Raw genomic sequence first — 25,433 nt, 5'->3', positions numbered from 1 at the left:
TTATCCGGACGATCAATGGGAGACCGGCTGGCCGTCCTCCGCGAAATAGCGCTCACACAGCCGCTGCCGGCGCGCGTCCCAGACCATGTAGCTGCCGAGGACGAGCTGGACGAGGCTGCGCCAGACGTCCTCCCACCGGTCACGGAACCGCACGAACAGCAGCAGCGCCCGGTGGGTGGCGCTCCTGGGGGCGTACCGGGGGGTGAGCAGGCACGGGCCCCGGTTGGGCAGGGACCGGGTGTGGGCGGCGGTGGAGTCCAGGGCGTACAGGCGCAGGATCTCCTCCGCCGCGACCCGCATGGCGATCGGCGCCAGCCGCCAGGCCGGGCAGGGCCGGTTGGCCGCGACGCCGAACGGGATGTGGTTGAGCTCCCGGGCCGAGGCGTGGTCGGGATGGCTGCGTTCATGGTCGAATCGGCCCGGGTCGAAGCGGCCGGGGTCGGTGAAGCCCGCGCGGTGGAACTCCGGGTAGTTGAAGCACAGCACCGAGCCGGCCGGGATCGCCGTCTGCTCGTCGAGCGGGATGTCGCCGGTGGTGACGCGGTGGGCGACGCCGAAGAGCGGGTAGAGCCGCAGCGTCTCCGAGATCACCTGGTCGAGGTAGCGGGGGCCGCTCGTCAGTGCCCTGGCCTGTACGTCCGGGTGCTGGGCGAGGACCATCAGCAGGTGGGCCATGGCCTCCGACAACTGGACGACCGCGGTGTTGAAGAAGGCCCCTTGCAGGTACAGCGCCTGCTCCCTGGCCGACAAGCCCTCGGGCAGCGGGCGCCGCACCCGCGGCAACTGGTCCATCAGATACGCGGTGAGCCGGTCGCGCCGGTCCATGTGCCGCAGCCCGCAGCCCTTGAGCGCGGTGACGACGTCGTTCGCGTTGCCGATGATCAGGTCGCGGGCCGCCCACGGGCACCGCCTGCCGAAGACGAGCTCGTAGGAGAACTCCGCCCAGAGCGGCATCATCAGATCGCGCAGCCGGACCAGCCCGCGCGCGTCCCTCAGCGTCCGCGCGACGCAGCGGCGGGTCAGCTCCTCAGCCTCCGTACGCGGCAGGGACAGGATGCCGCGCGTGGCCCGGGCGACGGCGTCATACCGTTCCCCCGCCTCCAGATGCTCCTGGTGCAGCTCGGGGCCGGGCGCCAGCCAGTACCAGAACAGGTCCGACAGGGCGGCGCCCTTGCTCCGGCCACCGGCCGCCGGATGGGAGTAGACCTCCCTGAACCGCTCGACGCCGACCAGGTCGCCGGGCACGGGGATGCCCTCGTCCCCGTTGACCCGGTTGAAGACGCGTACCCGCAGCGCCACGACCCGGCCGGGCAGCCACCACGGCAGGCTCAGCACGGCGATGACGGCCAGGGCCCCGGCCACCAGGGTCAGCATGCGCGTCGCACCATCCCCGGTTCGAGCTCGTCGATCGACGCGCAGCCGCACAGCGTGAGCGCCCGCTCCACCTCCGAGCGCAGCAGGCTGAGCACGCGGCCCGCGCCCCGCTCGCCGTCCGCCGCCAGGCCCCAGATCACCGGACGGCCGACCGCGACCGCCGCGGCGCCGAGCGCCAGCGCCTTCAGCACGTCGGTGCCCCGCCGGACACCGCCGTCCAGCAGCACGGGGATGGCTCCGCCGACGGCGCTCACGATGTCCGGCAGCAGGTCGATGGCCGCCGGGACCGTGTCGAGCTGCCGCCCGCCGTGGTTGGAGACCAGCAGCGCCGCGACGCCGTGGTCGAGCGCCAGGCGCGCGTCGGCGGGGTGCGCGACGCCCTTGAGCGCGATCGGCAGCGCCGTCATGTCCCTGAGCTGGTCGATGTGTGCCCAGGAGAGCTCCGGTGACATGACGATCGGCCGCACCCGCGCGCCGTCGCGCAGGTTCTCGCAGTACATGCCCTCGGGCAGGTCGTGGAAGCCGTTGCGCCGGTCCCGGGCCCGCGCCCCCAGGGTGGGGGAGTCCACCGTGACGACCAGCGCCTTGCAACCGGCCGCCTCGGCCCGCCGGACGAGCGTCTCGGTGAAGGCCGGGTCCGGCTGGATGTAGAGCTGGAACCAGAGCTCGGCCCCGGGCGCCGCCGCGGCCACGTCCTCGACGGCGACCGTGGACGCCATGCTGACGATCATGATCGTCTCGGCGGTCCTGGCCGCGCGCGCCGTGGCCCGTTCGCCCTCGGGGTCGGCGAGCCGGTGGAAGGCGGTCGGCGCCACCAGCACGGGCATGGCCGCGTGGCTGCCCAGCAGGGTGACGTCGAGCTGCAGCTTCCCGGCGCCGCGCAGCACCCGCGGCAGCAGTGCGAGCCGGTCGAAGGCCGCCTCGTTGGCCCGCAGCGTGACCTCGTCACCGGCCCCGCCGGCGAAGTAGTCGTAATAGGCGGGATCGAGGCGAGAGCGGGCCGCGGCCTCGAACTCGCCCAGGGATTCCATCACGCCGGTACCGAGGCGGCCTGGCGGGCGAAGAAGGCCCGGAGCGGCTCGAGGTGCACCTCGGGGGAGGTCCACTCGTTCTCCAGGTTCTCGGTGATGTGGTGGACGGCGGGCGGCGTGCCGGGCCGATGGTGCCGTACCACCGGGTGCAGGTAGTGGCCCTCGTGGGCGCGCGCGGAGTCGCTCTGCCGGATCCGGCCGACCGCGATGTCGAAGGGGTCCACCTTGTCGTGTTCGGGGCCGTACTCCAGCGTGATCGCGTAGTGGCCGCCGTCACCGATCGGCGGGCCCTCCAGATCGACCGGCAGCTCCTCCAGGTAGCGCGCCCCGCCCCGGCCGTCGGGGACGATGACGTCGGCCATCAGGCCGAACTGCTGCCACAGCGCCGAGGAGCGGTTGACCCGTTCGAGCACCGCCGCCGCCATGGCCTCCGGGGTGGCCGCGAGCTCGCGGGCCGGCCACGGGACGCCGTGGTACCTGTTCTCCAGGATGCGGTGCAGCGAGCGCGTGCCGTAGCGGAAGCCGTGGATGAAGCCGCTGGTGCCGCGCTTGAAGTCGCGGGACTGCGTCAGCGTCCCGGCGAAGTGGAGGCCGGGCACGCTGACCGACTCGTAGGCGGGGGTGAGCGCCGGGAACCTGTCCTGGATCATCAGCTCCGGCCGGCACCCGTCATCGAAGATCGAGGCGTCGAACCGGAAACCGGTGCAGACGATCACCCGGTCGTACGGGATGTCCTTGGTGACCTCGTCGGCGCGGGCGAAGCTCACCGTCACCAGGTACGAGCCGTCGGCCTGCTGCTCGATCCGCTTGACCGACCCGTCCAGCACCGCGTTCTGGGACTTGAGCTGGTAGGTGTCGAGGAAGTTGTTGTTGACCGCGCGCAGATGCCCGACGAAGTGGGTGCGCCACGCCATCCGTACGGAGTTCGGCCCCGCGACGTGGATCACCGCGGCGGTCTCGACCAGGTTGTCGGCCGTCTCGAAGGCCGAGTTGCCCTTGCCGATGACCAGCACCCGCTGGTTGACGAAGCCGGACGGGTCGGTGGCGGCGGTGCCGTAGGGCTCGGCCGTCTCGATGCCCGGAATCTCCGGGATGTTGGGTCGGCTGACGCCCGTCGCGACGATCAGGCGCTTCGCCTCGTACGTCCGGCCGCGCTCGTCGGTCACCTGGAAGGGGCCCTCGCCGGGCGCGCGGGTGATGTGGGCGGCGCGGGCGTCGTAGACGATCCGCAGGCCCCAGGCGGCGGCGAAGTCGGCGAGGTAGCGGACCATGTCGTCGGCGGCGGGGAAGTACCGGTCGCTGTAGCGGGTGAAGAGCAGGTCCTGGTCGTCCGACAGCAGGGAGTTCCAGTCCATCCGGAGGTTGAGCTCCGGGTCGGAGGTCCCGGTGTATTTCTTGTTGATCGAGATGAGCGTGCGATGGCGGGGGAAGGTCCGGAAGAACATGCCCGGCGTGGGACCGGCTTCGAGGATCAGGTACGACCGCCCCGCCTTTTCCAGGAAATATCCCAGCTGCAGCCCGGCCGGGCCGGCGCCGATCACCAGATAGTCGAGGGCGTTGTCCGGCACGGATGCCTCCGTCACAGCGATGTGGTTGAACGGACAACAGCAGTGTTGGCTGGCAATTCTCAGAAAATGCTCAGAACATCCGCCCGCCGTGCCGGTCCAGCAGGGCGCGCTTGTCCGGTTTGCCGCTCGCGGCGACCGGGACGGCGGACACCACCGTGATCGTCCGGGGGACGCTGTCGTCACCGAGTTCGGCGCGGACCAGGGCGGTCAGCGCGTCGCGGTCCGGGTCGCGCCCGGCGGCCGGCACCACGAAGGCGTGGACGGCCTCCCCGGTCAGCTCGTCCGGCGCCCCGGCCACGTACGCCTCCTCCACGTCGGGATGACCGGTCAGCACCCGCTCGATCGGCCCCGCGTACACCACCATCGCGTTGACCATGATCACATCACGGGTCCGGCCGACCAGGTACAGGTAGCCCTCCTCGTCCAGGTGGCCGAGGTCGCGGGTGCGCAGCCAGCCGTCGCGCAGCGTGTCGCGGGTCTCCTCCGGCTGACCCCAGTAGCCGGACATCAGGTACGGGCTGCGTACGTGGATCTCGCCGGTCCCGCCCGTGGCCACCTCCCGGTCCTCCTCGTCCCAGACGCTGATCTCGACCCCCGGATGCGGCCGGCCGACCGAGGCCAGCAGGCGGGCCGGGCCGTGGGCGATGTCGCCGGGCGTGAGCATCGCGATGTTGCCCGCCTCGGTCTGGCCGTACCCCTGGTAGATCACCGGACCGAGCCGCTGCGCCGCGGCGGCCAGCCGGGACGGGCTGATCGGCGACCCGGAGACCATCAGCGCGCGCAGGCTGCCGACGTCCACCGCCTCATCGCGCAGCAGGCCGAGCATCTGGTACAGCCGGGGCACGGTGATGATGGAGCCGGTGATCCGGTAGCGCTCGATCGCGTACGGGAAGACGGGCCGCCCGTCGTCCTCGGGGATCACCGCCGTGCCGCCGCCCAGCAGGCACGGCGCCAGGAACTCCAGGACGACCATGCTGGCCAGGGTGCCGAACAGCAGGTAGCGCTCGAAGGCGGCGGCGAGTTCGGCCGCGACCGGGCCCCAGCGGCGGGGCTGCCACGCCCAATGCTCGCTCAGCGCGCGGTAGGTGATCGCGCAGCCCTTGGGCCGCCCGGTGCTGCCGCTGGTGAAGGTCAGGGCGGCCACGTCGTCCGGACGGGCCGTGACGATGAGGGGCCGGCCGTCGTCGGGGCGGGCCAGCAGTTCCTCCAACGGGAGCACGGGAAGCGGCCCGGCGGCCGTGAGCAGTCCGGGCGTCGCGGTCGACCCGTCGACCAGGAGGGCGTCGACCTGCATGCCGAGCACGTGGGCGAGCTGCCCGGCCGGGTACCCGGGGCGGACGCCCACGACGCGGCAGCCGAGCGCGTGCGCGGCCAGCTGCGCGGCGAACGCCTCCGGTGAGACACCGGTCCGGACGGCGACGCCCCGCCCGGGCCCCAGCCCGGCCTGGGCGAGCGCGCCCGCCAGCCGCCGGATCAGGTCCAGCAGCTCACCGCGCGACACGGTCCGGGGACCGTGCTCGAAGGCCGGGCTCCCGGGCGAGTCCCGCAGCGCGTCGAGAAGGGGATGCGGGAACAACATGATCGGCTCCTCACCCTTGCAGTGATCGTTTATTGGTCATATAACCGGCTTGTCGTCCCACCGAGACGTTAGGCAGCGCACATCAGAGACCGATCAGAGACGGGAGCGCGATGTGAAGGTGATCGGTGCGGGTTTCGGCAGGACGGGCACGGCGTCGCTGAGGGTGGCGCTGGACATGCTGGGGTACGGCCCCTGCTACCACATGTCCGTGGTCATCGCGGAGCCGTTCCGGGTCCGCCAGTGGCTCGACGTCGGCGAGGGCCGCGCCCGCGACTGGGACGAGATGTTCGCCGGCTTCCAGTCGGCGGTGGACTGGCCCGCCGCCTCCTACTGGCGGGAGCTGGCCGAGCACTATCCCGAGGCGAAGGTCATCCTCACCGTCCGTGACCCGCAGCGGTGGTACGACAGCGTCAGCGACACCATCTTCGCCAGCGCCCTGGCCGAACGCCGCCCGTTGCCGGTGCGTCGCCGGATCATCCGGTGGCTGGTGGCGCGCCGGGTGCCGGACTTCGCCCTCTACCCGCGCATGGCCAGGGCGACCGTCATGGACCGGATCTTCGACGGCCGCATCGACGACCCCGCGTACGTCGTGGAGGTCTTCGAACGGCACGTCGCCGAGGTGCGGGCGGCGATCCCGGCCGGGCGGCTGCTGGTCTTCGACGTACGGGAGGGCTGGGGGCCGCTGTGCGCGTTCCTCGGGGTCCCCGTACCGGACGAGCCCTTTCCTCAGGTCAACGAGCGGGTGGCGTTCCGCCGCAAGTGGCCGCGCCGGCAGTTCCAGCTGATATTCCGCGGGCGCTGAAGGTCCTCGGCAGCAGGCAGAATGAGAGGCGTGCCCCGACGTGACGCGAAACCTGCCTCCGCCCCGTGCCCGTGCGGGCTGCCGGCGACCTACCAGGAGTGCTGCGGGCGGTTGCACCGCGGCCTGGCCGCCGCGCCCACGGCCGAGGCGCTCATGCGGTCACGGTTCAGCGCCTTCAGCGTCGGCGATGCCGGATATCTCCTGCGCACCTGGCATCCGGCGGCCCGCCCGCCGCGCCTAGACCTGGACCGGGCGACGCGCTGGACCCGCCTGGAGATCCTCGGGACCACCGGGGGCAGCGTCTTCCACACCGAGGGCACCGTCCGCTTCCGTGCCCACTACACCGACGACGGCGAGCCGGGAAGCATGGAAGAGCACAGCCGCTTCGTCCGGCACGAGGGTGGCTGGACCTACGCCGGGGCCGAGCGTTGACCGATCTGCTGTCCTGGCTCCGCGCCACGATCGAGGCCGACAGCGCGACGGCCGGGGCGGCGACTCCCGGCCCGTGGTCCTACGACCCCGTCAGGGAGTGGTACGACGGCGAGGACTTCGTCACGATGACCAACGGGCAGGAGTTCGTCGGCTTCGGTGACCCGTCGGCCTTCCGCGGCGCGGTCTGCATCACCGGCGACGCCGGTGACGGCCCGTCCATGAGGGACGCCGTGCACATCGCCCGCCACGATCCCCGTGACGTGATGGCCCGCTGCGCGGCCGAGCTGCGGCTACTCGCCGAGCACGGCCATGGCGAGATCTGTGACAGGGGCCCGGCCTGCGACGTTCTCCGGCTCCTCGCGTACGGTTACCGCCACCGGCCCGGCTGGCTGCCCGAATGGGCGCCGCGCTGAGTTCGGCGGGCGCGCCCGCGGGTACGGGCCGCGCACAACCAGGAGGGGTGCATGGGATTACTGGCGAGGCTCAACAGCAGGTTCGGGCGGCGAGGACGGCGGCTGCGGGCGACGGCCCGGCAGACGTTCGACTGGCAGGACCTGCGGCCGGGCCAGCAGGAGGCGATGGAACACCTGCTCGACGGGCGTGACGTGCTGCTGGTCATGCCGACCGGCGCCGGCAAGTCGGCGGTCTACCAGGTGCCCGCGCAGCTGCGCGACGGCCCGACCGTGGTCGTCTCGCCGCTCATCGCGCTGCAGCGGGACCAGGTGCTGGGCCTGCAGAAGGCCGACGCGGGCGGGGCCGTGGCGGTCAACTCCACCTCCTCGGTCAAGGCGGGGCTGGAGAAGGTCACGGCGGGGGAGGCGGAGTTCGTGTTCCTGTCTCCCGAGCAGCTCGCCAAGCCCGACGTCGTCGCCCAACTGGCCCAGGCGAAGCCGTCGCTCATCGCGGTCGACGAGGCGCACTGCGTCTCCTCGTGGGGACATGACTTCCGCCCCGACTACCTGCGGCTGGGCAAGGCCATCGAGCGCCTGGGGCACCCGCCGGTGGTGGCGCTGACCGCCACGGCGGCGCCGAACGTCCGCGAGGAGATCGTCCGCTCCCTCGGCCTGAAGGACCCGGTGCAGATCGTGCGGGGGTTCGACCGGCCCAACATCCGGCTGGAGGTGCGCCGGTTCGTCACCGACGACGACAAGAGCCAGGCCCTGGCCGAGCACGCCGCGTCCCTCGGCGGGCTCGGCCTGGTCTACGTCGCCACCCGGCGCGAGGCCGAGGAGTACGCCGCGCTGCTGACCGGGCTGGGCCGCCACGCCGAGCCGTACCACGCCGGGATGCGGACGGCCGAGCGGACCCGCGTCCACGGGCTCTTTACGGCGGGCGAGGTGGACACCGTGGTGGCCACGTCGGCGTTCGGGATGGGCATCGACCGGCCCGATGTCCGCTACGTGCTGCACGCGGCGCCGCCCGAGTCGCCCGACGCCTACTACCAGGAGATCGGCCGGGCCGGCCGGGACGGCAAGCCCGCCTCGGCCGTGCTGTTCTACCGCTCGGAGGATCTCGGCCTGCGCCGCTTCTTCGCCAGCGGCCGGGCCGACGCGGAGGCGTTACTTCGGGTGGCGACCCTGGTGAAGGAGCACGGCGGCACCGTGCCCGCCACCGAGCTGCGCGCCCTGCTGCAGGTGAGCGCCTCGCAGCTGACGAGCCTGGTCAACCTGCTGGAACAGGCCGAGGCGGTGACGGTCACCGACTCCGGCGACCTGCGCTACGCGCGCGGCGGGCCGCCGCCGGAGCAGGCCGCCGCGCGGGCGGTCGAGCTCGACGACATCCGCCACCGCGTCGACGACTCGCGGATCGACATGATGCGCGGCTACGCGGAGACGACCGGGTGCCGCCGCCGCTTCCTGCTGGAGTACTTCGGCGAGCCGTACGACGCGGCCTGCGGCACCTGCGACACCTGCCAGGACGGCGCGGAGCCCATCGCGACCGGGGACGGGCCGTTCCCGCTGCACGCGAAGGTCGAGCACAAGGCGTGGGGGCGCGGGACGGTCATGCGCCGCGAGCCGGACCGGATCACGGTCCTGTTCGACTCGGTGGGCTACAAGACGCTCTCCCTGGCCGCGGTGGAGAACGTCCTGCGCCTCGCCTGAGCCCTGTGCGTCAGGCTCCCTCGCCGAGCTTGGCGAGCAGGGTCCGGGCCTTGGCGGCGAAGCCTTCGTCGCCCGATTCGACCGCCCGCCGCAGGTGCTTCCTGGCCAGGTCCAGGTCGCCGTCGCCGTGCTTGATCTCGCCCAGCCGGTACGCGGCCTCGCCCACCAGGTCGGGCTGGCGCGTATCGGTGGCCAGGGTGAGCTCGTAGTAGCGCACCGCCGCGCCGCGGTCGCCCAGCCAGTACGCCAGCTCGCCCAGGTGCGCGGCCGCCAGGGGCGCCTGGTTCTCGTCGCCCGAGTCGATCACCTGCTGGTACCAGCGCAGCGCCTCGGGCCAGTCACGCTCCCGCTTGGCCAGCGACCCCAGGTACATCTTGGCGACCACCGTCGCCATGCCGCCGGCCTCACCCGCCAGCTCCACGACGCGCAGGTACAGCTCGCGGGCCCGGCCCGCGTCCTCGTCGTGATAGGTCTGGCCGAGCAGGACCAGAGCGCGGCGGCCGAGCCTGCTGTCGGCCTCGGAGACGCGGCCCAGCACCTCGCGGGCCTCCGCCACCTCACCCGCGTCCACCAGCGCCTGCCCCAGCGTGACCAGGGCGGCGGGCTCGCCACTCTCCGCGGCCTGGCGCAACGTGCGCAGCGCGCCCTCACTGTCGCCGTGCTCGTTCTGCATCAGGCCCAGCACGCTCGTCAGCAGGGCCTGCGCGCCCGGGTCCAGGTCGGCTTCGGCGGAGTCGTCCGTCAAGCGCTGGGTGACGTCCGCCAAGCCGGCGGTGTCTCCCGCCACGCGCAGCAGCGGGACCAGCCGGCCGCCGGCGACCAGCCGTACGTGGGCGTCGGGGTGGTCGACCAGCCGCTCGTACCTGGCCCGCGCCTCGGCGACCTCGCCGGCGGCGGCGTACAGGTCGGCCAGCTGGATCTCCAGATCGGGGTCGGGATCGGGCAGGAAGCCGACCGCGCTCTCGATGTACAGCACCGCGTTCGCCCGGTCGCCCGCCTCGCCCAGCTCGGTGGCGCGCCTCCCGGCCACCTTGAGCGCCTCCTGCGCCTCGCCCGCGCGGGCGGCCAGTGCCAGTGCGCGGACCGCCACCTGGTGGTCGCCCTCGGTGAAGGCCCGGTTGGCGACCACGATCACGTTGTCGGCGGCCATCTCGACCAGCTCCGACAGCAGGTCGGGGTCGTCCGGGCGCACCTCGATGGCGGCCACCCGGCCGAACGCCTCGGCCGAGGCCGCCAGGTCGCCGTCCTCGAACGCCCACTTGCCGAGCAGGTTGCCCGCCTGCGCGCGTACGTCCGGGTCGCCGCTGTCGGCCGCGCCGCCGAGCTCGGCGCGGGCCGTCTCGGCCTCACCGCGGTCGCGCAGCGTACGGGCCAGGTCGACGCGGATGCGCGGGGTGAGCTCCGCGGACCCCAGGTTGATCGCCTGCCGGTACAGCCGTACGGCGGCGTCGGTGTCGCCGCGGTGCCGGCGCGCGTCGCCCCACATCCAGTAGCCGGCGGCCATCGTCTCCGTGTCGCCGCTGGTCACCGCGGTCTGGGCGGTCGCCGCGACGCCGTCGAAGTCCTTCACCTGCAACTGCGCCAGCATCAGGCTGCGCAGCGGGATCAGCGCGGCCGGGTGATCGACCTCGGAGCCCTTCCGGTAGGCGGCGACGGCGGCTTCCATGTCGTCGTCGTGATACCAGGCGATGTCGCCGAGGTCGTCGTAGGCGGTGGCCACCTCTTCCGGATCGCCGTACTCGACGACCAGCTCCAGCATCGCGCGCGCCTCGGCGGGGTCGTCCTCGACGCTCTCGCGGGCGGCCCGGATGATCTGCCGTCCCGCGGCGCCCGCGGTGGGGGTGCCGGACTGGTTACGCATCAGCCAGCGCATGGAGTCGAGGGTGCTCGGGCCTTCCTCGTCGCCGTACGCCTCCAGGATGGAGAACAGCTCGTCCCTTTCGTCTCCTTCATCCGCTTCCGTGCTGCCGGGCAGCCCGGCGGGGACGACGATGTCCGGTTCGGGGTAGGTGGTGATCAGGGGGGCTTCGGGTGCGGAATCCTCTGGGTCCTGGGGCTGTCCGGTCTCTGGTGCGGGCTCGGGGGACGGGTGGCCGGCGGCGCGGGCGGCGAGTTCCAGGGCCAGGTACTCCTCGCCCATCTCCTTGAGCAGGGGCAGCAGGTGCGTGGTCGCCGCCAGCCGTACGCGCGGGTCGTCCGCGGTGGTGAGCGGCTCCAGCAGCGTGCGGGCCTCGGCCGGGGAGCCGTGCTCGGTGAGGAGTTCGGCGAGCTTGATCAGCAGGCGCGGGTCGCCGTCCGGGGGGAAGGCGGCGGCGCCCTTGTAGTACGTGCGGACGGCGTCCAGGTCGCCTCGCTCGGCGGCGGCCGACGCGTGCTCCTTGGCCAGCTCCACGGCGTCCTCGTGCGCCCCGCCCGCGGCCCCCAGGTGCAGTGCGCGGACGGCCACGGTGTGGTCGCCCGCCTCGGCGGCCTCGTAGGCGACGGCGGCCAGGTTGTTCAGGGCCATCCCGTGGCCCTGGCGGGCGTGCTCATCCGGAGCCGGATGGCGGAGCCCGGCGGCCGCGGCGGCGCCGAACGCCTCGGCGGCGCCCGCGAGCCGCCCGTCCTCGGCCAGCCAGGTGCCCAGGTGCATGCCCGCGAGCAGCACCTGGCCGGGGTTGTCGCAGGTCAGCACCGCTTCCATCTCGCGGTGCGCGGCCGTCGTGTCGCCGAGCTGGTGGAGTGTCTGGCCGAGTTCGACTCGGATGTAGGGGACGGTGTCCGGGTCGGCGCCCTCGATGGCCTCGCGGTAGCCCGCCGCCGCCCCCGCGAGGTCGCCGCGGGCCTTGGCCACGTCGCCCAGCGTCCAGACGCCCAGGGTGACCGTCTCGCGGTCACCGCTGCCGACCGCGCGCCGCGCGGCCGCCTCCAGGGCGTCGACGTCGCCTTGCAGCGCCAGGACGCCGAGCAGGCGGCGCAGGCAGCTCAGGGCGGCCGGATGATCGACGGCCGCGCCCAGCGTGAGCGTGTCGGCGGCGGCGTCGGTGTCTCCGGCCAGGTCGTAGGCGAGGCCGAAGTTGTCGCAGGCGATGGCCACCTGCTCGGGCGTGCCGAACTCCAGCACCAGCTCGTACAGCTCGCGTGCGCCGTCCGCGTCGGCGCGCAGCCGCTTCAGCGCGGCGCGCAGGACGAGGTCGACGGCCTCTTCCCGGTGGGCGGTCGGCGCGCGCTCCAGCAGGGGCCGGACCTCTGTGAGGTTGCCTTCGTACAGGGTGATGTGCAGCTCGGCGATCTCCGGTGAGCCGTACACCTGGGTGAAGAGCTCCAGCGCGCCCGCCCGGTCGTTCTCGTGCAGGCGGAGCATGGCCAGTTCGTCCGGGCTCGCGGTGCCGAGGCGCTCCTTGGCGGGCAGCCGGATGGAGGGGTCGTCGGCGGTGGCGGCCCGCTCGTACGCCGTGCGCGCTCCTTCGGGGTCTCCGGCTTCGGCCAGGTAGCCGCCGAGTTCGTACGCGATGAGCGGGATGTTCTCCCCGGAGGACGCGTCACCCGCCGCGGCGAGCCCTTCGAAGGAGGCGATGGCCCGTGCGGCGGCCTCGGCGGCCCGTCCCGCCTCGCCCCGGCGGCCGAGCAGCCTGGCCAGCATGACACCCGCCGTGGCGGCGACCTCGGTGTCAGCCCCCGAGTCGATCGCCTGCCCGTACTGGGCGCCGGCCGCGTCGAGGTCGCCGGCCTCTTCGAGCGCGGCGCCGATCACCAGGTGCACGTGCGGCCCGTCGCCGGTCGCGGACACCTGGAGGTCCCGGGCCTCGGACACCCGGCCCGCGGCCACGAGTATCCCGGTCAGGACGTCCAGGAGCCGGACGTAGTCGTCGTCGTCCGGGTCCAGCGCGTCCAGGGCCCGCCGGTAGGCCGTCGCGGCCCCGGCCAGGTCGCCGAGCGAGGCCAGCGCCTCACCGAGGCTCTTCGCGCCCAGTATCGCGTTGTGCTCGTTGTCCCCGTCGGCGGCGACGGCCCACGCCTCGGCGGCGCCGGCGAGGTCGCCCCCGTCGTTGCGCAGCGCGCCGAGGTACAGCGCGGCCTCCTGGACGCGCTCCGGGTGGCCGCAGGCGATCGCCAGGGACAGCGCGGCGTCGGCGGCTGTCCCGTCCCCGGCGCGCTGCCAGGCATGGGCGCTCTCCAGCGCGAGCCAGGTGTTCATGAACGAGCGGTGGTCGTCACCGCGCTCCCCGATGGCGGCCAGCACGGCCGAGGCGCCCGTGAAGTCGTGGCCGAGCAGCCCGCGCGCGAACACGCCGTCCTCGGCGAGCTCCGGATGGTCCGTGTCGACCTGGTCGAACGCCTGGCGCGCGGCCTCGAAGTCGTCCATGCGGACCCGGGTGAACCCGAGCAGCCAGGCGCTGCGCGGCGCCCGGAGCCGGTCGCCGCGGGCCATGATCCGCTCGTGTACGGCCGCCACGCCGGGCAGGTCGCGACGGGTCTCCAGGATGTGCAGCAGCTTCGCCTCGGCCTCGGCGCCCAGGCCCGGATGCTCGCGGACGGCCTCGTAGGCGGCCAAGGCGCCGTCGGCGTCGTCCTGGCCTTCGAGCGCGGTGCCGAGCGCGTGGGCCACCCACGGCGCCAGCGCCGGATGGCCGTGCGCGTGGGCGCGGCGCAGCAGCTCGACGACCTCTTCGTCCTCGTCGCCGTCACGGATGATCGAGGAGATGACGGCCGCGTGCGAGAGCGCCAGCGGATCGCCGGCCGTGGCGGCCTCGTCGAGCAGCTCGATCCCCTGCGAACGCGGCACCCCGAGCGACACGTACACCTGCGCGAGCATGCTCTTGGCCAGCGCGGACACGGCCGGGTCCGGATGCCCGGCGCACTCCTGATAGGCCGCGATCCCGGCCTCGCGGCCGAGCCGCTGGTAGCCGACCAGGGCGGCGAGCATCGGATGCGGCGCCCCGCCGCCGCTCTCAGCGGTGAGCGCCGGATGCGGGGCGCCGATCTCGGCGATGAGGTGCCGGTTCACGGCGGCGGCGAAGCCGTTGACGTAGTCGTCGCCGTCCGCGACGTACTCGAGCAGCTCGTACGCCTGCTCCACGTCCCCCTCGCCGTACTCCAGGGTGGCCAGCATGGCGCAGGCACGCGCGGACTGGACCGGGATGTCGGCGTCGACCACCCCGCGCAGCAGCGCGCGGGCCTGGGCGAGGTCGTCCGCGCGGATCAGCTCCAGCGCGGCGTCGCAGTCGTCGACGGCCTGCTCCAGTGCCTCGTCCGGGCCGCGTACGGCGCCCTCGGCGTACGCGAGCGTCATCCGCGCCTGGAAGGCCACGTCGGAGTCGTCGAGCTCGGCCGCCTGCCCGAGCAGCGCGACGACCTCCGCCCGCCGCGGGTCGTCCGCGTCCAGCCCGTGCAGCAGCAGGCCCAGGCAGGCCACGGCGCCCTGGTGGAAGTCCGAGTCGCCGCCGAGCACCACCCGCCAGCAGGCGACCGCCTCGTCCACCTCCCCGGCCTCGGAGTACACCTGGCCCAGGCAGGCCCGCGCCTCCAGGGCGAACCGCGGGTGGCCCGACTCGACCACCCGCCACAGGACGGCCCGGGCGCCTTCCTCGTCGCCGAGCTCACGGGTGAACTTCGACTCCTGGATGAGCGCGTCGAGCCGGATCTCCGGCCGGTGATCCTCGGCCGCGCGCCGGTAGGCGTCCCGGGCCTCGACGAGCTCGCCCAGGTCGAACAGGACCGCGCCGAGCAGCTTCTCGGCCAGGCCGCGCTCGGCCGGGTCGCCGACCGCGATCGCGTGCTCCATGACGCGGCGGCAGTCCTCGAACTCCGACCGGTCGGCGTAGATCGAGTACAGCCGGAACGCCGCCTGGGAGCAGAGCTCGGGCATCCCCTGGGCGAGCATGTGGTTCAGGCCGGTCAGGATGATCTCGTCGTTCGAGCCGTCGTCCTCGTCGAGCAGCCCGGTGATGGCCTCGAACGCGTCCCAGGCCTGGCGTTCCCGCTCGCCGCCGTCGTCCGGCCACCGCGTGTCCTCCAGGCCCTCCGTGAGCTCGGCGAGCCCGGGGTGGTCGCCGCGCCTGACCCGCGCCAGCGCCTCCGCGGCGCCGTCCAGGTCGCCGAGCCGCTGCAGCACGCGTACGAGGGCGACCTCGGCCATCACCGAGAGGTCGGCGTCGGCACCCGTGGCGGCGAGCCGCAGCGGCCGGCAGGCCAGCGCCCACTGCTCGGCGTCGACCAGCAGGAGGCCGAGGGAGATCGCGGAGCGCTGCGCGAACACCGGGTGCCCCGAGGCGATCACCGAACGGTGCGCCGCCCCCGCGCCTTCCAGATCACCTCTGTCCTGCAGGAGGCGGCCGAGCAGATGCGAGGCCTCGGGGGCGACGGTCGCGTCGCCGGCGACCACGACCTCCCGGACCACCGCCGCCGCGCCGTCCAGGTCCCCCTGCCGCCACATGCCGATCGCCGTTTCGAGCCGCTCGGGCCACGAAGACATGCTTTAACCCCTACTGCCGGAATGTGATCACTGCCGTGCAAACGATGGAAGGTACACGATCAGACTCCGGAGGGTCTGTGGTTTCGTATCATTCGCCGTTTTTTGGCCAGTTCTCCAGGCCACTCGCGGAGAGGGGCAGCGCGGCGGAGAGCACCTCGATGCCGTCCGCCGTGGCCAGAAGGTCGTCCTCGATGCGCACGCCGATCCCGCGCAGCTCGGGCGGCACGGTCTGATCGTGGGCGTGGAAGTACAGGCCGGGCTCGACGGTGAACACCATGCCCGGCTCGATGAGCGCCCCTTGGTAGGCCTCGGGGGCGGCCTTGGCGCAGTCGTGCACATCCAGCCCGAGATGATGGCCGATGCCGCAGATCAGGTAGCGGCGGTGGTGCTGGCCGTGCTCCGACAGCGCCTCGTCCACCGAGACGGGCAGCAGGCCCCAGTCGTCCAGCCCGTGCGCGATGACCTCCATGGCGGCGTGGTGGAAGTCGGTGAACCGGTGGCCGGGGGTGGTCCGCGCGAGTGCCGCCCGGTGCGCCCGTTCGACCAGGTCGTGCACCTGGCGCTGGGCGGGGGAGAAGGTGCCGGAGGCGGGGAAGGTGCGGGTGACGTCCGCGGTGTAGTGGCTGCGTACCTCCACGCCCATGTCCAGCAGCAGCAGTGCGTCCGGCAGCACCGGGCCGTCGCAGCGCACCCAGTGCAGGGTCGGGGCGTGCGGGCCGCTGCCCACGATCGTCGCGTAGCCGGGGCCGTTGCCGTACGCCCTGGCGTACCGGTCGAACGTGCCCTGCAGCCAGCGCTCGCCCGCCCCGGCGATCGCGGCCGGGATCTCGGCGAGCACGGCGGCGAAGCCCTCGACCGTCCGGTCCACGGCCTCGCGGAGCTGGCCGATCTCCCAGTCGTCCTTGATCATGCGCAGCTCGGCCAGCGTCCTGGCGACGTCCTCATCGGTGGAGACCGTGCCGTCGAAGTCCGTCAGCGGCCTGACCTGGACGCCCAGCGCCGCCGACCACTCGCCCAGACCGGGGGCCGCGCCCACCCACAGCTCGCCGCGGGCGGCGTCGGCGAAGAACCCCGTCTCGCCCGGATAGGCGGGGACGGGCAGGTACACGACCGCGTCGCCGTCCCTGACCACCGCCACGGCCTCCTCCGCCACGCAGCCGGTGAGCCAGTAGAAGTCGCTGCCCGGGCGGAAGTCGTAGGAGGTGTCGTTGCTGCGTACCGGGGCCCGGCCCGCGGCCACCACGACGGTCCGGCCGGGGAGCGCGGCGGCCAGCCGTAACCGATGGGCGGCGGCGGCCTCGGCGGCACCGGGGACGACGGGCGGGGTGCGGTCGGGGATCTCCCAGCCCTTGCCGATGTAGTCGGTGAACGCCGGGATGTCGATAAGTCTCGGCGGCTTGTGGTCGTCAGTCACCTGTGATGCCTCCTCCGAGGTCCCGCACCAGTCCGGTCAGCCTGGCGAAGACGCGGTCCTCGCCCAGGCCGTCGTGTTCGTACTCGTTGGTGACCCACGCCTGGGCGTTGCCGATCCGGGCGGCGGTGTCCAGTTGCAGGCCGGAATCCACGTACATGTCGTCGTAGTAGACGGCGGCGGCCAGCGGCACCTCGCTGGCGGCCAGTCGTAGCGGGTCATAGAGCGGCGGCCAGTCCGTCCGCGAGGCCAGCAGCTCCACGGCCGCGCGGAACGGGCGCAGCGCGCGGATCTCCTCGAACATCCAGGGGTACATCATCTCCCCGGTGAACAGCAGAGGTCTGGCCGACTCCGCGAAGGCGGGGTGGCGGGCGCGCTCGCGCTCGGCGGCCCAGCCGGTGGCGCCCCCCGAGCCGTAGATGCTCTCCTGGAGCGCGGCGAACAGCGGGTTGTCGCTGTAGGAGGAGCGGGCCAGCACCTGGTGCAGGAAGGTCTCCGTCACGTGCTCGCCGTCGAGCGCCTCGTCGATCAGCCAGTGCATGCGCTCGTACCCCGGCTTCATGCCGAAGTCGATGCCGAGCGACTGCAGCCGCCGCACCGTGAGCACGTCGCCGTCCGGCAGCAGGACGTCCCCGGCCGACAGCCGGTCGGCCAGGCGGGCCACGGTCTCGCGGTGGTGCGGGTAGCGGCGGTAGAACTCGGCGTTCTTGGCCGCGACCCGGGGATAGGTGCGCCGGTAGACCTCGGCGGCGTCCGGCTCCAGGGCGGGCAGGCCGCCGGTGACGTAGCAGGCGCTCAGCCCCTGCGGCGCCCGCGACAGGTACGTCAGCGTGATGAACCCGCCGTAACTCTGGCCCAGCGTCTCCCAGCGACGGCCGCCGAAGACGGTCGTCCGCAGGTGCTCGGCGTCGGCCACGATCGAGTCGGCCCGGAAATGGGCGAGATACAGGGCGGCCTCCGACGCGCTCTCGAACGCGCTGATCACCCGCCCGTCGATCCTGGAGCTGCGGCCGGTGCCGCGCTGGTCGAGCAGGATCACCCGGTGCGTCTTGAGCGCCTGGCCGAGCCAGCCGTTCGTGCCGATCGGGCGCGGGCCCTTGCCGCCGGGACCGCCCTGCAGGTACAGCAGGCACGGCAGGTCCTCGGCGGCCCGCACCGGATCGGCCAGCTCCCGGGCGAACACCGTGATCGTGTCCCCGCCGGGGTCCGACCAGTCGAGCGGCACCGGCACGACGTGGTCGCGTACCCGCATCCCGGGGATCGTGTACGTGGTCAACGGAGGCTCCCTTCACGGCGCCTGCGGTCCCATTCGGGATTGATGCGGGGGATGGCGGCCAGCAGCGTGCGGGTGTACGGATCCTGGGGGTCGCCGAAGACCTGGGCGACCGGGCCCTGCTCGACGATCCTGCCCTCGCTCATGACCGCCACCCGGTGCGCGATCTGCCGGACGACCGCCAGGTCGTGGGCGATGAAGACATAGCTGAAGCCGCTCTCCGCCTGCAGCCGCCGCAGCAGCTCGATGACCTGGGCCTGCACGGAGACGTCCAGGGCGGACACCGCCTCGTCGCAGATGACCAGCTTGGGGTTCACGGCCAGCGCGCGGGCGATGCCGATCCGCTGGGCCTGACCGCCGGAGAACTGCGCGGGGTAGCGCTGGGAGTGGTCCGGGTCGAGCCCGACCCGCTCCATCAGCTCCCGGGCGTGCGCCCGCTTCCCGCCGGTCGGCGGGATCCCCTGGTACACCAGCGGCGCCATCAGGATGCGCTCGACCGTGTGGCGGGGGTTGAGCGAGGAGTACGGGTCCTGGAAGACGACCTGCACATTGGCCCGATAGCGGGCCAGCGCGGGCCCCTTGGCGGTGGTGACGTCCTCACCCTCGAACGTCAGGGTGCCCGCGCTCGGCTCCATCAGCCGGGCCACCATACGGGCGGTGGTCGACTTGCCGCTGCCCGACTCGCCCACCACGGCCAGCGTCTCGCCGAGCCGGACGTCGAAGCTGACCCGGTCGACCGCGGTGAACTCGCTCCTGCGGCCCAGCGGCCCGCGGGTGACGAACCGCTTGGTCAGCTCGCTCGCCGACAACAAGGGCTCACTCATGACATCACCTCGTCGATGGGGTCGATGGGGGAGTCGTCGATGCGGGGGACGCTCTCCAGCAGCATGCGCGTGTACGCGTCCCGCGGCTCGGCGAAGACCTGCTCGGCGGTGCCGTACTCGACCTGCTCGCCCCGGCGCATCACCAGGACGCGGGTGGCGATCGAGCTGATCACCGCGAGATCGTGCGTGATGAACACCATCCCCGTGCCGCTGCGCCGCCGCAGGTCGGCGAGCAGGCGCAGGATCTGCGCCTGCACGGTCACGTCGAGCGCGGTGGTCGGCTCGTCGGCGATGAGCAGGGCGGGGGAGCAGACCAGCGCCATCGCGATCATGACGCGCTGCCGCTGCCCGCCGGAGAACTGGTGCGGGAAGTAGTCCACCCGCCGCTCCGGATCGGGCAGGCCCACCTGCTCCAGCGCCTCGATCGCGACCTTGCGCGCCGCCTTGCGCGAGCGCCCCCGATGGGCCCGGTAGACCTCCTCGATCTGCAGGCCCACGGTGTAGTACGGGTTCAGCGACGACAGGGGGTCCTGGAAGACCATCGAGACCCGGTCACCCCTGATCCGGCGCATGTCCTTGTCGGCCCGGCCGAGCAGCTCGGTGCCGTCCAGCCGGATGCTGCCCCGGGTCACGGCCCCCCGGGGCAGCAGCCCCATGATCGCGAGGCTGGTCATCGACTTGCCGGAACCGGACTCGCCGACGATGCCGACGGTCTCGTCGCTCCCGACGGTGAAGGAGACGTCCTTGACCACGTCCACCGGTCCCCGCGTGGTGGGGAAGGTGATGGTGAGGTCCTCCACGACAAGCAGGTCGCTCATTTCGCGGTGATCCTCACTCTCGGGTCCAACCTGGTGTAAACGATGTCCACCACCACATTGCCCACCACCACGAAGAACGCGGCGAGCAGCGTCACCGCCATGATCACCGGCTGGTCGTTCTTGGCGATCGAGTCGGCGGCCATCTTGCCGACCCCGTTGAGGCCGAAGACCGTCTCGGTGATGAGGGCGCCGCCCAGCAGGGCCGCGAAGTCCATGCCGAAGATGGTGGCGATCGGGGTGAGCGCCGGCCGCAGCGCGTGCCGCCGCAGGGTGAGCGCGGGGGACAGCCCCTTGGCCCGCGCGGTGCGCATGAAGTTCTCGGCCAGCGTGTCGATCACGTTGGCCCTGGTCAGCCGGGCGTACAGACAGGCGTAGCCGGTGGCCAGCACGACCCACGGCATCAGATACGACTGGAACCACAGCACCGGGCCGTCGGAGAAGGCGACCGCCGACGGGAAGGGCAGGATCTGCAGCCACACCACCAGCACGTACTGCAGCGCCAGCGCCAGCACGTAGTTGGGGATGCTCGACCCGCCGAGCGCCAGCCCCATCGCGGTGCGGTCCCACCAGGTGCCCTCCTTGACCGCGCTGACCAGCCCGGCCACGATGCCGACCAGCAGCCAGAGCACCGCGGCGCCGATCGCGACGGTGGCGCTGACCGGCAGCCGGTCCACGACCATCTCCCAGACCGACTGACTGGTCTGGAAGCTGTAGCCCAGGCACGGGGCCGCGCAGTGGACGAGGTTGGCTCCCGAGCCGTAGTCCCGCCCGGCGAAGATGCCTATCAGGAACGTCCAGAACTGGGCGAAGAACGGCCGGTCGAGCCCGAGCACGTTGCGGATCTGGTCGATCCGCTCGGGCGTACACGTCTTCCCGCAGATCATCACCGCCGGATCCGGCTGCAGCGTGAAGAAGATGACGAAGGTGAACAGGCAGATCAGGAACAGGATCAGCACGACCCCGGCGAACCGCCCGGCCAGATAACGGGCCATCAGGAGGCCTCCCCGGCGTCGAAGGCGGCACGCAGGCGGTCGCCGAGCACGGTCAGGGACAGCACGGTGCAGAACAGGAAGGCGCCGGGGATCGCGAAGTACATCGGGTCCACGGCGTACCAGCCGACCGAACTGAAGATCATCTGCCCCCATGACGGCGTCGGCGGGGTCACGCCGACGCCCAGGAACGACAGACCCGCCTCCGTGCCGACGTAGCCGGGCACCGACAGCGTCGTCATCACGATCAGCGAGCTGCGCAGGTTCGGCAGGATCTCCTTGAACACCAGGGCTCCCGTGGAGGCGCCCGAGGCCCGGGCGGCCTCGACGAACTCCCTGTTGACCAGCGTCAGCGTCTGTCCGCGCACCACCCGGGCCAGGTAGGGCCAGCCGAAGACGCTGATCACCAGGACCAGCAGCACCGGCCGGTTCCCCGACGGCTGCGAGGACAGGATCGCGATCATGAAGATCAGGGCGGGGAAGGCCATCAGGAAGTCCATGATCCGGCAGATCACCTGGTCGACCCAGCCCTGGTAGAAGCCGGCCAGCATGCCGAGCACCACCCCGAGCAGGGTGGTGAGCACGGTGGCCGCGGCCGCGATCAGCAGCGAGACGCGCGCGCCGTACGCGATGCGGGCCAGGATGTCGCGGCCGTTCTGCGGCTCGACGCCGAGCGGGTGGCCGGCGCTGATCCCGCCCAGCGAGCCGCGCGGCAGCCCGCCGAGGTTGGTGTCGATGGCGGCGCTGTCGAAGTCGTTCGGCCCGTGACCGGTGATCGCGGAGATCAGCGGCGCGCAGATCGCCATCAGCAGGATCAGCGCGAGGAACGCGCTGGAGAGCACGGCGGCCCAGTCGTGCAGCAGCGCGCCCGCGACCCGCCGGCCCGAGGTGGCGGGCGCCACGGGGGCGCCCGCCGGGGGGAGAGTGGTGGTGGTCATGGTCGGCTACTTGGTCGGCTTGGCCAGTCCGACGGAGACCAGATCGATGCCGCCGGAGAACGCGGCGGACTGGTACGCGCCGGCGATGTTGGCGCCCGAGACGATGACGTACTTCTCGTAGGCCAGGGGCACGATCGGCGCCAGCTTCATGATCTGCTTGTCCAGCTCGCCGTAGGCGGAGTTCGCTGCCGTGACGTCGGGCATCGCGGCGATCTCGTCGATGCGGGCGTTGATCGCCTTGTCGTTGATCTGGGCGAGGTTCGCGTTGCCCTTGTCGGTGATGTTCCGGCCGTCGAACAGCGGCGGCAGGAACGTCGCGCCGGAGGCCCAGTCGGGGCACCAGCCGGTGACGGCCGCGTCGTGCTGCTGCGCGGGCGTGCCGATCACCTCGTAGTAGGTCGAGGTGTCGATGTTGTTGATCTTCACGTCGATCTTCACGGCCTTGAGGGCCTCCTGAATGGCCACGGCGACCGCCGACATCTTCGCGTCCGGCCGGGTGTCGAGGGTGAGGCTGAAGCCGTTGGCCTGGCCCGCCTCGGCGAGCAGCTTGCGGGCGGCTTCGACGTCGGTGGGATAGGGGTCGTAGTCCACCCGGCCGGCGACCGTCGGCGGCTGGATGGAGGTGCCCTTGGCCGCCAGGCTCGTACCGCCCATCCCGGCCACCACGGTGTCCTTGTTGATGGCGTAGTTGATCGCCTGGCGCACCCGTACGTCGTCCAGCGGCTTCTTGGTGGTGTTCAGGCCCATGTAGGTGGTGCAGCCGTTGAGCCCGCTCAGCGTGCGCGCCTTGAGCTGCGGAGCTTGCACCCGCGCCACGGTCGCCGCCTGGATCGTGCCCCCGACGGCGTCGGCGTCGGTGCCCTGCCCGGCCAGCATGCGCTCGTCGATGGTGGCCGGGTCCAGCCCGAACGTCCACTCCCAGGCGTCCGGTTTGGCCGCCCTGACGGTGTCGGTGGCGGCCTTCCACTGCGGGTTGCGCACCAGCTTGAGTGAGGAGCCGCGCTGGTAGCTCGCCAGCTTGTACGGCCCCGACGCGATCGGCTTGGTGTCGAACGCGGCCGCCGCGCCGGTCCCCTTGGGGAAGGGGGTGAAGTTGGCCATGGCCAGCGCGCTGGGGAAGTCGGCGAACGGCTTCTTGAGGTGGAAGACGATGGTCTTGGCGTCCGGGGTCTCGATCGTGTCGAGGTCACCGGACAGGTACGGCCCCTTGTAGTCCTTGGGCGCGTCCAGGAGCAGCTTGGCGTACGGCGAGCCGATCCCGGCCTCGGGGTCGAAGCCGCGCGAGGCGCCGAACTTCACCGCCTCGCTGTTGATCGGCGTGCCGTCCTCGAAGAACAGGCCGTCCTTGAGGGTGAAGGTCCAGGTCTTGGCGCCGTCGGACGGCTTGCCCGTGTCGGTGGCGAGATCGGGCACGATCTTCGTGCTCTCCGCGCCGGGGCCCGCGCCGAATGTGGTCAGGCCCCGGTAGATGAGCCGGAAGAAGTTGTTGACGCCGCCGTCCCAGCCGCGCGCGGGATCCAGGTGGGAGAAGTCCGCCTTGGTCAGGAAATGCACGGTGCCACCTGTGGCGGCCGCCTTCGCTGATGACCCGGACCCCGGGGTGGTCGCGGCGCCGCCGCCTCCTCCACAGGCCGCGAGCGCCAGTACGGCGGTCACCGCGACGCCCGAAAGCGCAGCCGATCTCCTCATATCGCCTTCTTTCTGAAGATCCCCTTGACGCCCAGCCACCATTGGTTCATCAGTAATGTGTGGCATTGCACTGAACCATAGGTGTCTGCTGGGTTGACTGCAAAGGGTTGCGGCGAGGAATTCATCGACCGTAACCAGACCGTAAACCGGGAAATGGTCTAATTCAGGAGGCGCCCCGCGATCCGTACCAGGTCAGCGGGGTGTGGCGCGGCGACCGTATGTCCAGCGAAAGTGGCGCGCGCCGCCACCGCCGAGTCCAGCCACCCGTTGACGCCCTTCACCAGCAGGTCGCCGAGCTCGCCATCGGCCAGGCGGAGCACCGCCGCGCCGCCCCGCGCGGCCACGACCTCGACGTCCCCGAGCGGGGTCCGCACGCCGACCGGGCCGTCGTTGTCATCCTGGACGAGCACGGTGAGGTAGTGGACGTCCCGGTCAGGGTGGCTGCGCAGGAACGCGTCCGCCCGGCCGTTCAGGATGGACAGCGGGCCGGGGGTGGCGGGCAGCGGCTCGGAGGGGCGGAAGAGCGAACAGGGCTCCAGGTTCTCGTCGAGGGTGGGCACCGGGCCGTCCACCAGCACCCGGCCGCCGCGGGCGAGGTGGCCGGCCAGCAGCCGCTGCACGTGACGGTGCATGAAGGGCCCGCCGGGCACGGTCACCGTCGCGAAGGCGGCCAGCCGGTCCGGCGTGACCGTCTCCAGGTCGAGCAGCGCGTAGTCGCGGCACCGCGCCCGCATCCGGTCGTGGAAGAGACGCAGCGACCGGCCGCACCGCGGGCCGTCGGCGCCCGACAGGGCGGCGATCCCGGCATAGGGCAGGTACAGCCCGAAAGCCTCCGACGCCACCGGGACGCACTCCAGGAACTCGGCACCGTGGCGCGTGAAGAAGCCCGCCAGCGCGTGGACCACGGGTGCCTTCTCCGAGGCCGAGCCGTCCGCCGCGATCGGCGCGCAGTCGGGGTAGCTGCCGGTGTGGGCGGAGTCCAGGTCGGGCAGCCAGCCGGAGGTGGACACGCCGGTGTAGAGGTTGACGCCGGTGGCTCCGGCGGCCAGGGCGAGCAGGCTCTGGTGGAAGCTCGTCGCCGCGTCGACGTAGGCGGGGTCGTAGAGCTGGGAGAAGCCCCAGTTCTCCTCCATGTTGGGGCCGGGGGCGCGCTTGGCCGCGATCACGTAACGGGCCTGCGCGTCGGGGTCGGCCGAGACGACGCCCATCCAGTTGGTGAAGCCGTAGGAGATGCCGTCCCACAGCTCGGGGCGGACGCGGGCCAGCCAGTCGTCCAGCTCCGCGACGGTCGGCGGGTTGAGGTTGACCACCACGGGCAGCTCCGAGCCGACGGCCCGCACCGAGACCCGGTAGACCGCCGCCAGGTATTCGGCGTGGCAGCGGCCCCAGTCGGCCTTCGCCCGCGTACCGGACCCTCCCGGGCGCGGTGGCTCGATCTCCGCCCACCCGCCGAACGACGTCTGATGGGCGCGGTTGTAGGCATCGAGCGTGCCGTACCAGGCACGCAGCCGGTCACGGAAGAAGGCCAGCCCGGACGGGCTGTAGTCGTAGGCGGTCAGCGGCAGCGCGCCGTTGGTGTAGATGCCTTCGTTCGCGATCTGCAGCGCGACGACCGGGCCGCCGCCGGTCAGGACCTCCTTGCCCACCGCCGCCAGCCACTCGCCGGCCCTGGCCAGGAACGCGGCCCCCAGCGGCGCGGGCAGCGGGCGCCCGGGGACGTGAGCGGGGGAGTCCGACCAGCGGGAGGGGGCGCCCGACGCGTCGAGCAGCGCCTCGATCGCCGGGTCCGCGTCGGGGCAGACCCAGTCGGGCAGCCCGCCGTAGGTGACCTCGGCGTGGATGAACGGGCCCGGCTTGGCCACCACCTTCAGCCCGAGATCCCGGCAGAGCGCCAGGAAGCCGATGACGTCCCTGGAGGGATGGGTCGCGCCGGTGAAGTCGGGCGCCATGTCCGGCCCGGGCTGGTGGTGGCGCCAGGGCAGGTAACAGGTGATCACCTCGATGCCCAGCTCGTCGCGTACGGCCCGCAGCCGCTCCGCCCAGACGGCGGGGTCGTCGCGGTAGTAGGGATAGTCGGCGGTGACGAGCACCCGCGGCTCGCCGTCGACCACGGCGACCCCGTCGCGGAACTCGATGGACACGTTCACGC

17 protein-coding genes are annotated in these 25,433 nt (G+C 72.4%); 4 read left to right on the top strand and 13 right to left on the bottom strand.

Annotated features, from left to right (window positions below):
- Positions 1 to 12 precede the first annotated feature (12 nt).
- The 4 genes from KME78_RS44915 to KME78_RS44900 form a co-directional block, all read right to left on the bottom strand.
- Positions 13 to 1,374: a cytochrome P450 gene (locus KME78_RS44915; RefSeq protein ID WP_219536067.1), complete on the bottom strand. Its 1,362-nt coding sequence runs from the start codon at positions 1,372 to 1,374 to the stop codon at positions 13 to 15.
- Entirely contained in the window at positions 1,368 to 2,405 is a 1,038-nt protein-coding gene (locus KME78_RS44910) for an alpha-hydroxy acid oxidase (RefSeq protein WP_246653359.1), read from the bottom strand. The genes KME78_RS44915 and KME78_RS44910 overlap by 7 nt, the downstream gene beginning before the upstream one ends.
- Entirely contained in the window at positions 2,405 to 3,973 is a 1,569-nt protein-coding gene (locus tag KME78_RS44905; RefSeq protein WP_219536065.1) for an NAD(P)-binding domain-containing protein, read from the bottom strand. The genes KME78_RS44910 and KME78_RS44905 overlap by 1 nt, the downstream gene beginning before the upstream one ends.
- Before the next feature lie 70 nt (positions 3,974 to 4,043).
- Positions 4,044 to 5,552: a class I adenylate-forming enzyme family protein gene (locus KME78_RS44900; protein WP_219536064.1), complete on the bottom strand. Its 1,509-nt coding sequence runs from the start codon at positions 5,550 to 5,552 to the stop codon at positions 4,044 to 4,046.
- A gap of 112 nt (positions 5,553 to 5,664) precedes the next feature.
- Here KME78_RS44900 and KME78_RS44895 point away from each other — a divergent pair, with 112 nt between their 5' ends.
- From KME78_RS44895 to KME78_RS44880, 4 genes are read left to right on the top strand one after another with little or no spacing between them, the layout of a single operon-like run.
- Entirely contained in the window at positions 5,665 to 6,354 is a 690-nt protein-coding gene (locus tag KME78_RS44895; RefSeq protein ID WP_219536063.1) for a sulfotransferase family protein, read from the top strand.
- 21 nt (positions 6,355 to 6,375) lie between these two features.
- Positions 6,376 to 6,786: a YchJ family protein gene (locus KME78_RS44890; protein ID WP_219536062.1), complete on the top strand. Its 411-nt coding sequence runs from the start codon at positions 6,376 to 6,378 to the stop codon at positions 6,784 to 6,786.
- Complete coding sequence (locus tag KME78_RS44885) at positions 6,783 to 7,199, top strand: DUF6221 family protein (RefSeq protein WP_219536061.1); 417 nt, start codon at positions 6,783 to 6,785, stop codon at positions 7,197 to 7,199. Before KME78_RS44890 ends, KME78_RS44885 begins: the two co-directional genes overlap by 4 nt.
- Before the next feature lie 51 nt (positions 7,200 to 7,250).
- On the top strand, positions 7,251 to 8,888 hold the full coding sequence (locus KME78_RS44880; protein ID WP_219536060.1) for a RecQ family ATP-dependent DNA helicase: 1,638 nt from the start codon (positions 7,251 to 7,253) through the stop codon (positions 8,886 to 8,888).
- Positions 8,889 to 8,898: 10 nt separating this feature from the next.
- Here the strand turns inward: KME78_RS44880 and KME78_RS44875 are convergent, their stop codons facing one another.
- The 9 genes from KME78_RS44875 to KME78_RS44840 all read right to left on the bottom strand — a co-directional run bounded on the left by KME78_RS44875 (position 8,899) and on the right by KME78_RS44840 (position 25,425).
- Entirely contained in the window at positions 8,899 to 15,342 is a 6,444-nt protein-coding gene (locus KME78_RS44875) for a tetratricopeptide repeat protein (protein WP_219536059.1), read from the bottom strand.
- Positions 15,343 to 15,430: 88 nt separating this feature from the next.
- Positions 15,431 to 16,756 carry an aminopeptidase P family protein gene (locus KME78_RS67575; RefSeq protein ID WP_219536058.1) on the bottom strand — a complete coding sequence of 442 codons (1,326 nt, stop codon included), beginning with the start codon at positions 16,754 to 16,756 and terminating at the stop codon, positions 15,431 to 15,433.
- Positions 16,749 to 18,029 (bottom strand): alpha/beta fold hydrolase, encoded by a 1,281-nt coding sequence (locus KME78_RS44865; RefSeq protein WP_246653308.1) that lies wholly within the window; start codon positions 18,027 to 18,029, stop codon positions 16,749 to 16,751. Before KME78_RS44865 ends, KME78_RS67575 begins: the two co-directional genes overlap by 8 nt.
- Positions 18,026 to 18,850: an ATP-binding cassette domain-containing protein gene (locus tag KME78_RS67570; protein WP_308127370.1), complete on the bottom strand. Its 825-nt coding sequence runs from the start codon at positions 18,848 to 18,850 to the stop codon at positions 18,026 to 18,028. Before KME78_RS67570 ends, KME78_RS44865 begins: the two co-directional genes overlap by 4 nt.
- The gene (locus KME78_RS67565; protein WP_308127369.1) at positions 18,847 to 19,668 is read right to left on the bottom strand and encodes an ABC transporter ATP-binding protein; all 822 of its coding nucleotides are present in this window, start codon (positions 19,666 to 19,668) and stop codon (positions 18,847 to 18,849) included. The genes KME78_RS67570 and KME78_RS67565 overlap by 4 nt, the downstream gene beginning before the upstream one ends.
- Entirely contained in the window at positions 19,665 to 20,660 is a 996-nt protein-coding gene (locus tag KME78_RS44855) for an ABC transporter permease (RefSeq protein ID WP_219536057.1), read from the bottom strand. The genes KME78_RS67565 and KME78_RS44855 overlap by 4 nt, the downstream gene beginning before the upstream one ends.
- Positions 20,660 to 21,595 carry an ABC transporter permease gene (locus KME78_RS44850; protein WP_219536056.1) on the bottom strand — a complete coding sequence of 312 codons (936 nt, stop codon included), beginning with the start codon at positions 21,593 to 21,595 and terminating at the stop codon, positions 20,660 to 20,662. Before KME78_RS44850 ends, KME78_RS44855 begins: the two co-directional genes overlap by 1 nt.
- Positions 21,596 to 21,601: 6 nt before the next feature.
- Positions 21,602 to 23,284, bottom strand: a complete 1,683-nt coding sequence (locus tag KME78_RS44845; RefSeq protein WP_219536055.1) for an ABC transporter substrate-binding protein — start codon at positions 23,282 to 23,284, stop codon at positions 21,602 to 21,604.
- A 158-nt stretch (positions 23,285 to 23,442) separates the two neighbouring features.
- Positions 23,443 to 25,425: a beta-galactosidase gene (locus KME78_RS44840; RefSeq protein ID WP_219536054.1), complete on the bottom strand. Its 1,983-nt coding sequence runs from the start codon at positions 25,423 to 25,425 to the stop codon at positions 23,443 to 23,445.
- Between the last annotated feature and the right edge of the window lie 8 nt (positions 25,426 to 25,433).

The sequence above is a fragment of the Nonomuraea guangzhouensis genome, assembly GCF_019396345.1.
Taxonomy (GTDB): Bacteria; Actinomycetota; Actinomycetes; order Streptosporangiales; family Streptosporangiaceae; genus Nonomuraea; species Nonomuraea guangzhouensis.
This window is presented reverse-complemented; position numbering and strand designations above follow the sequence as displayed.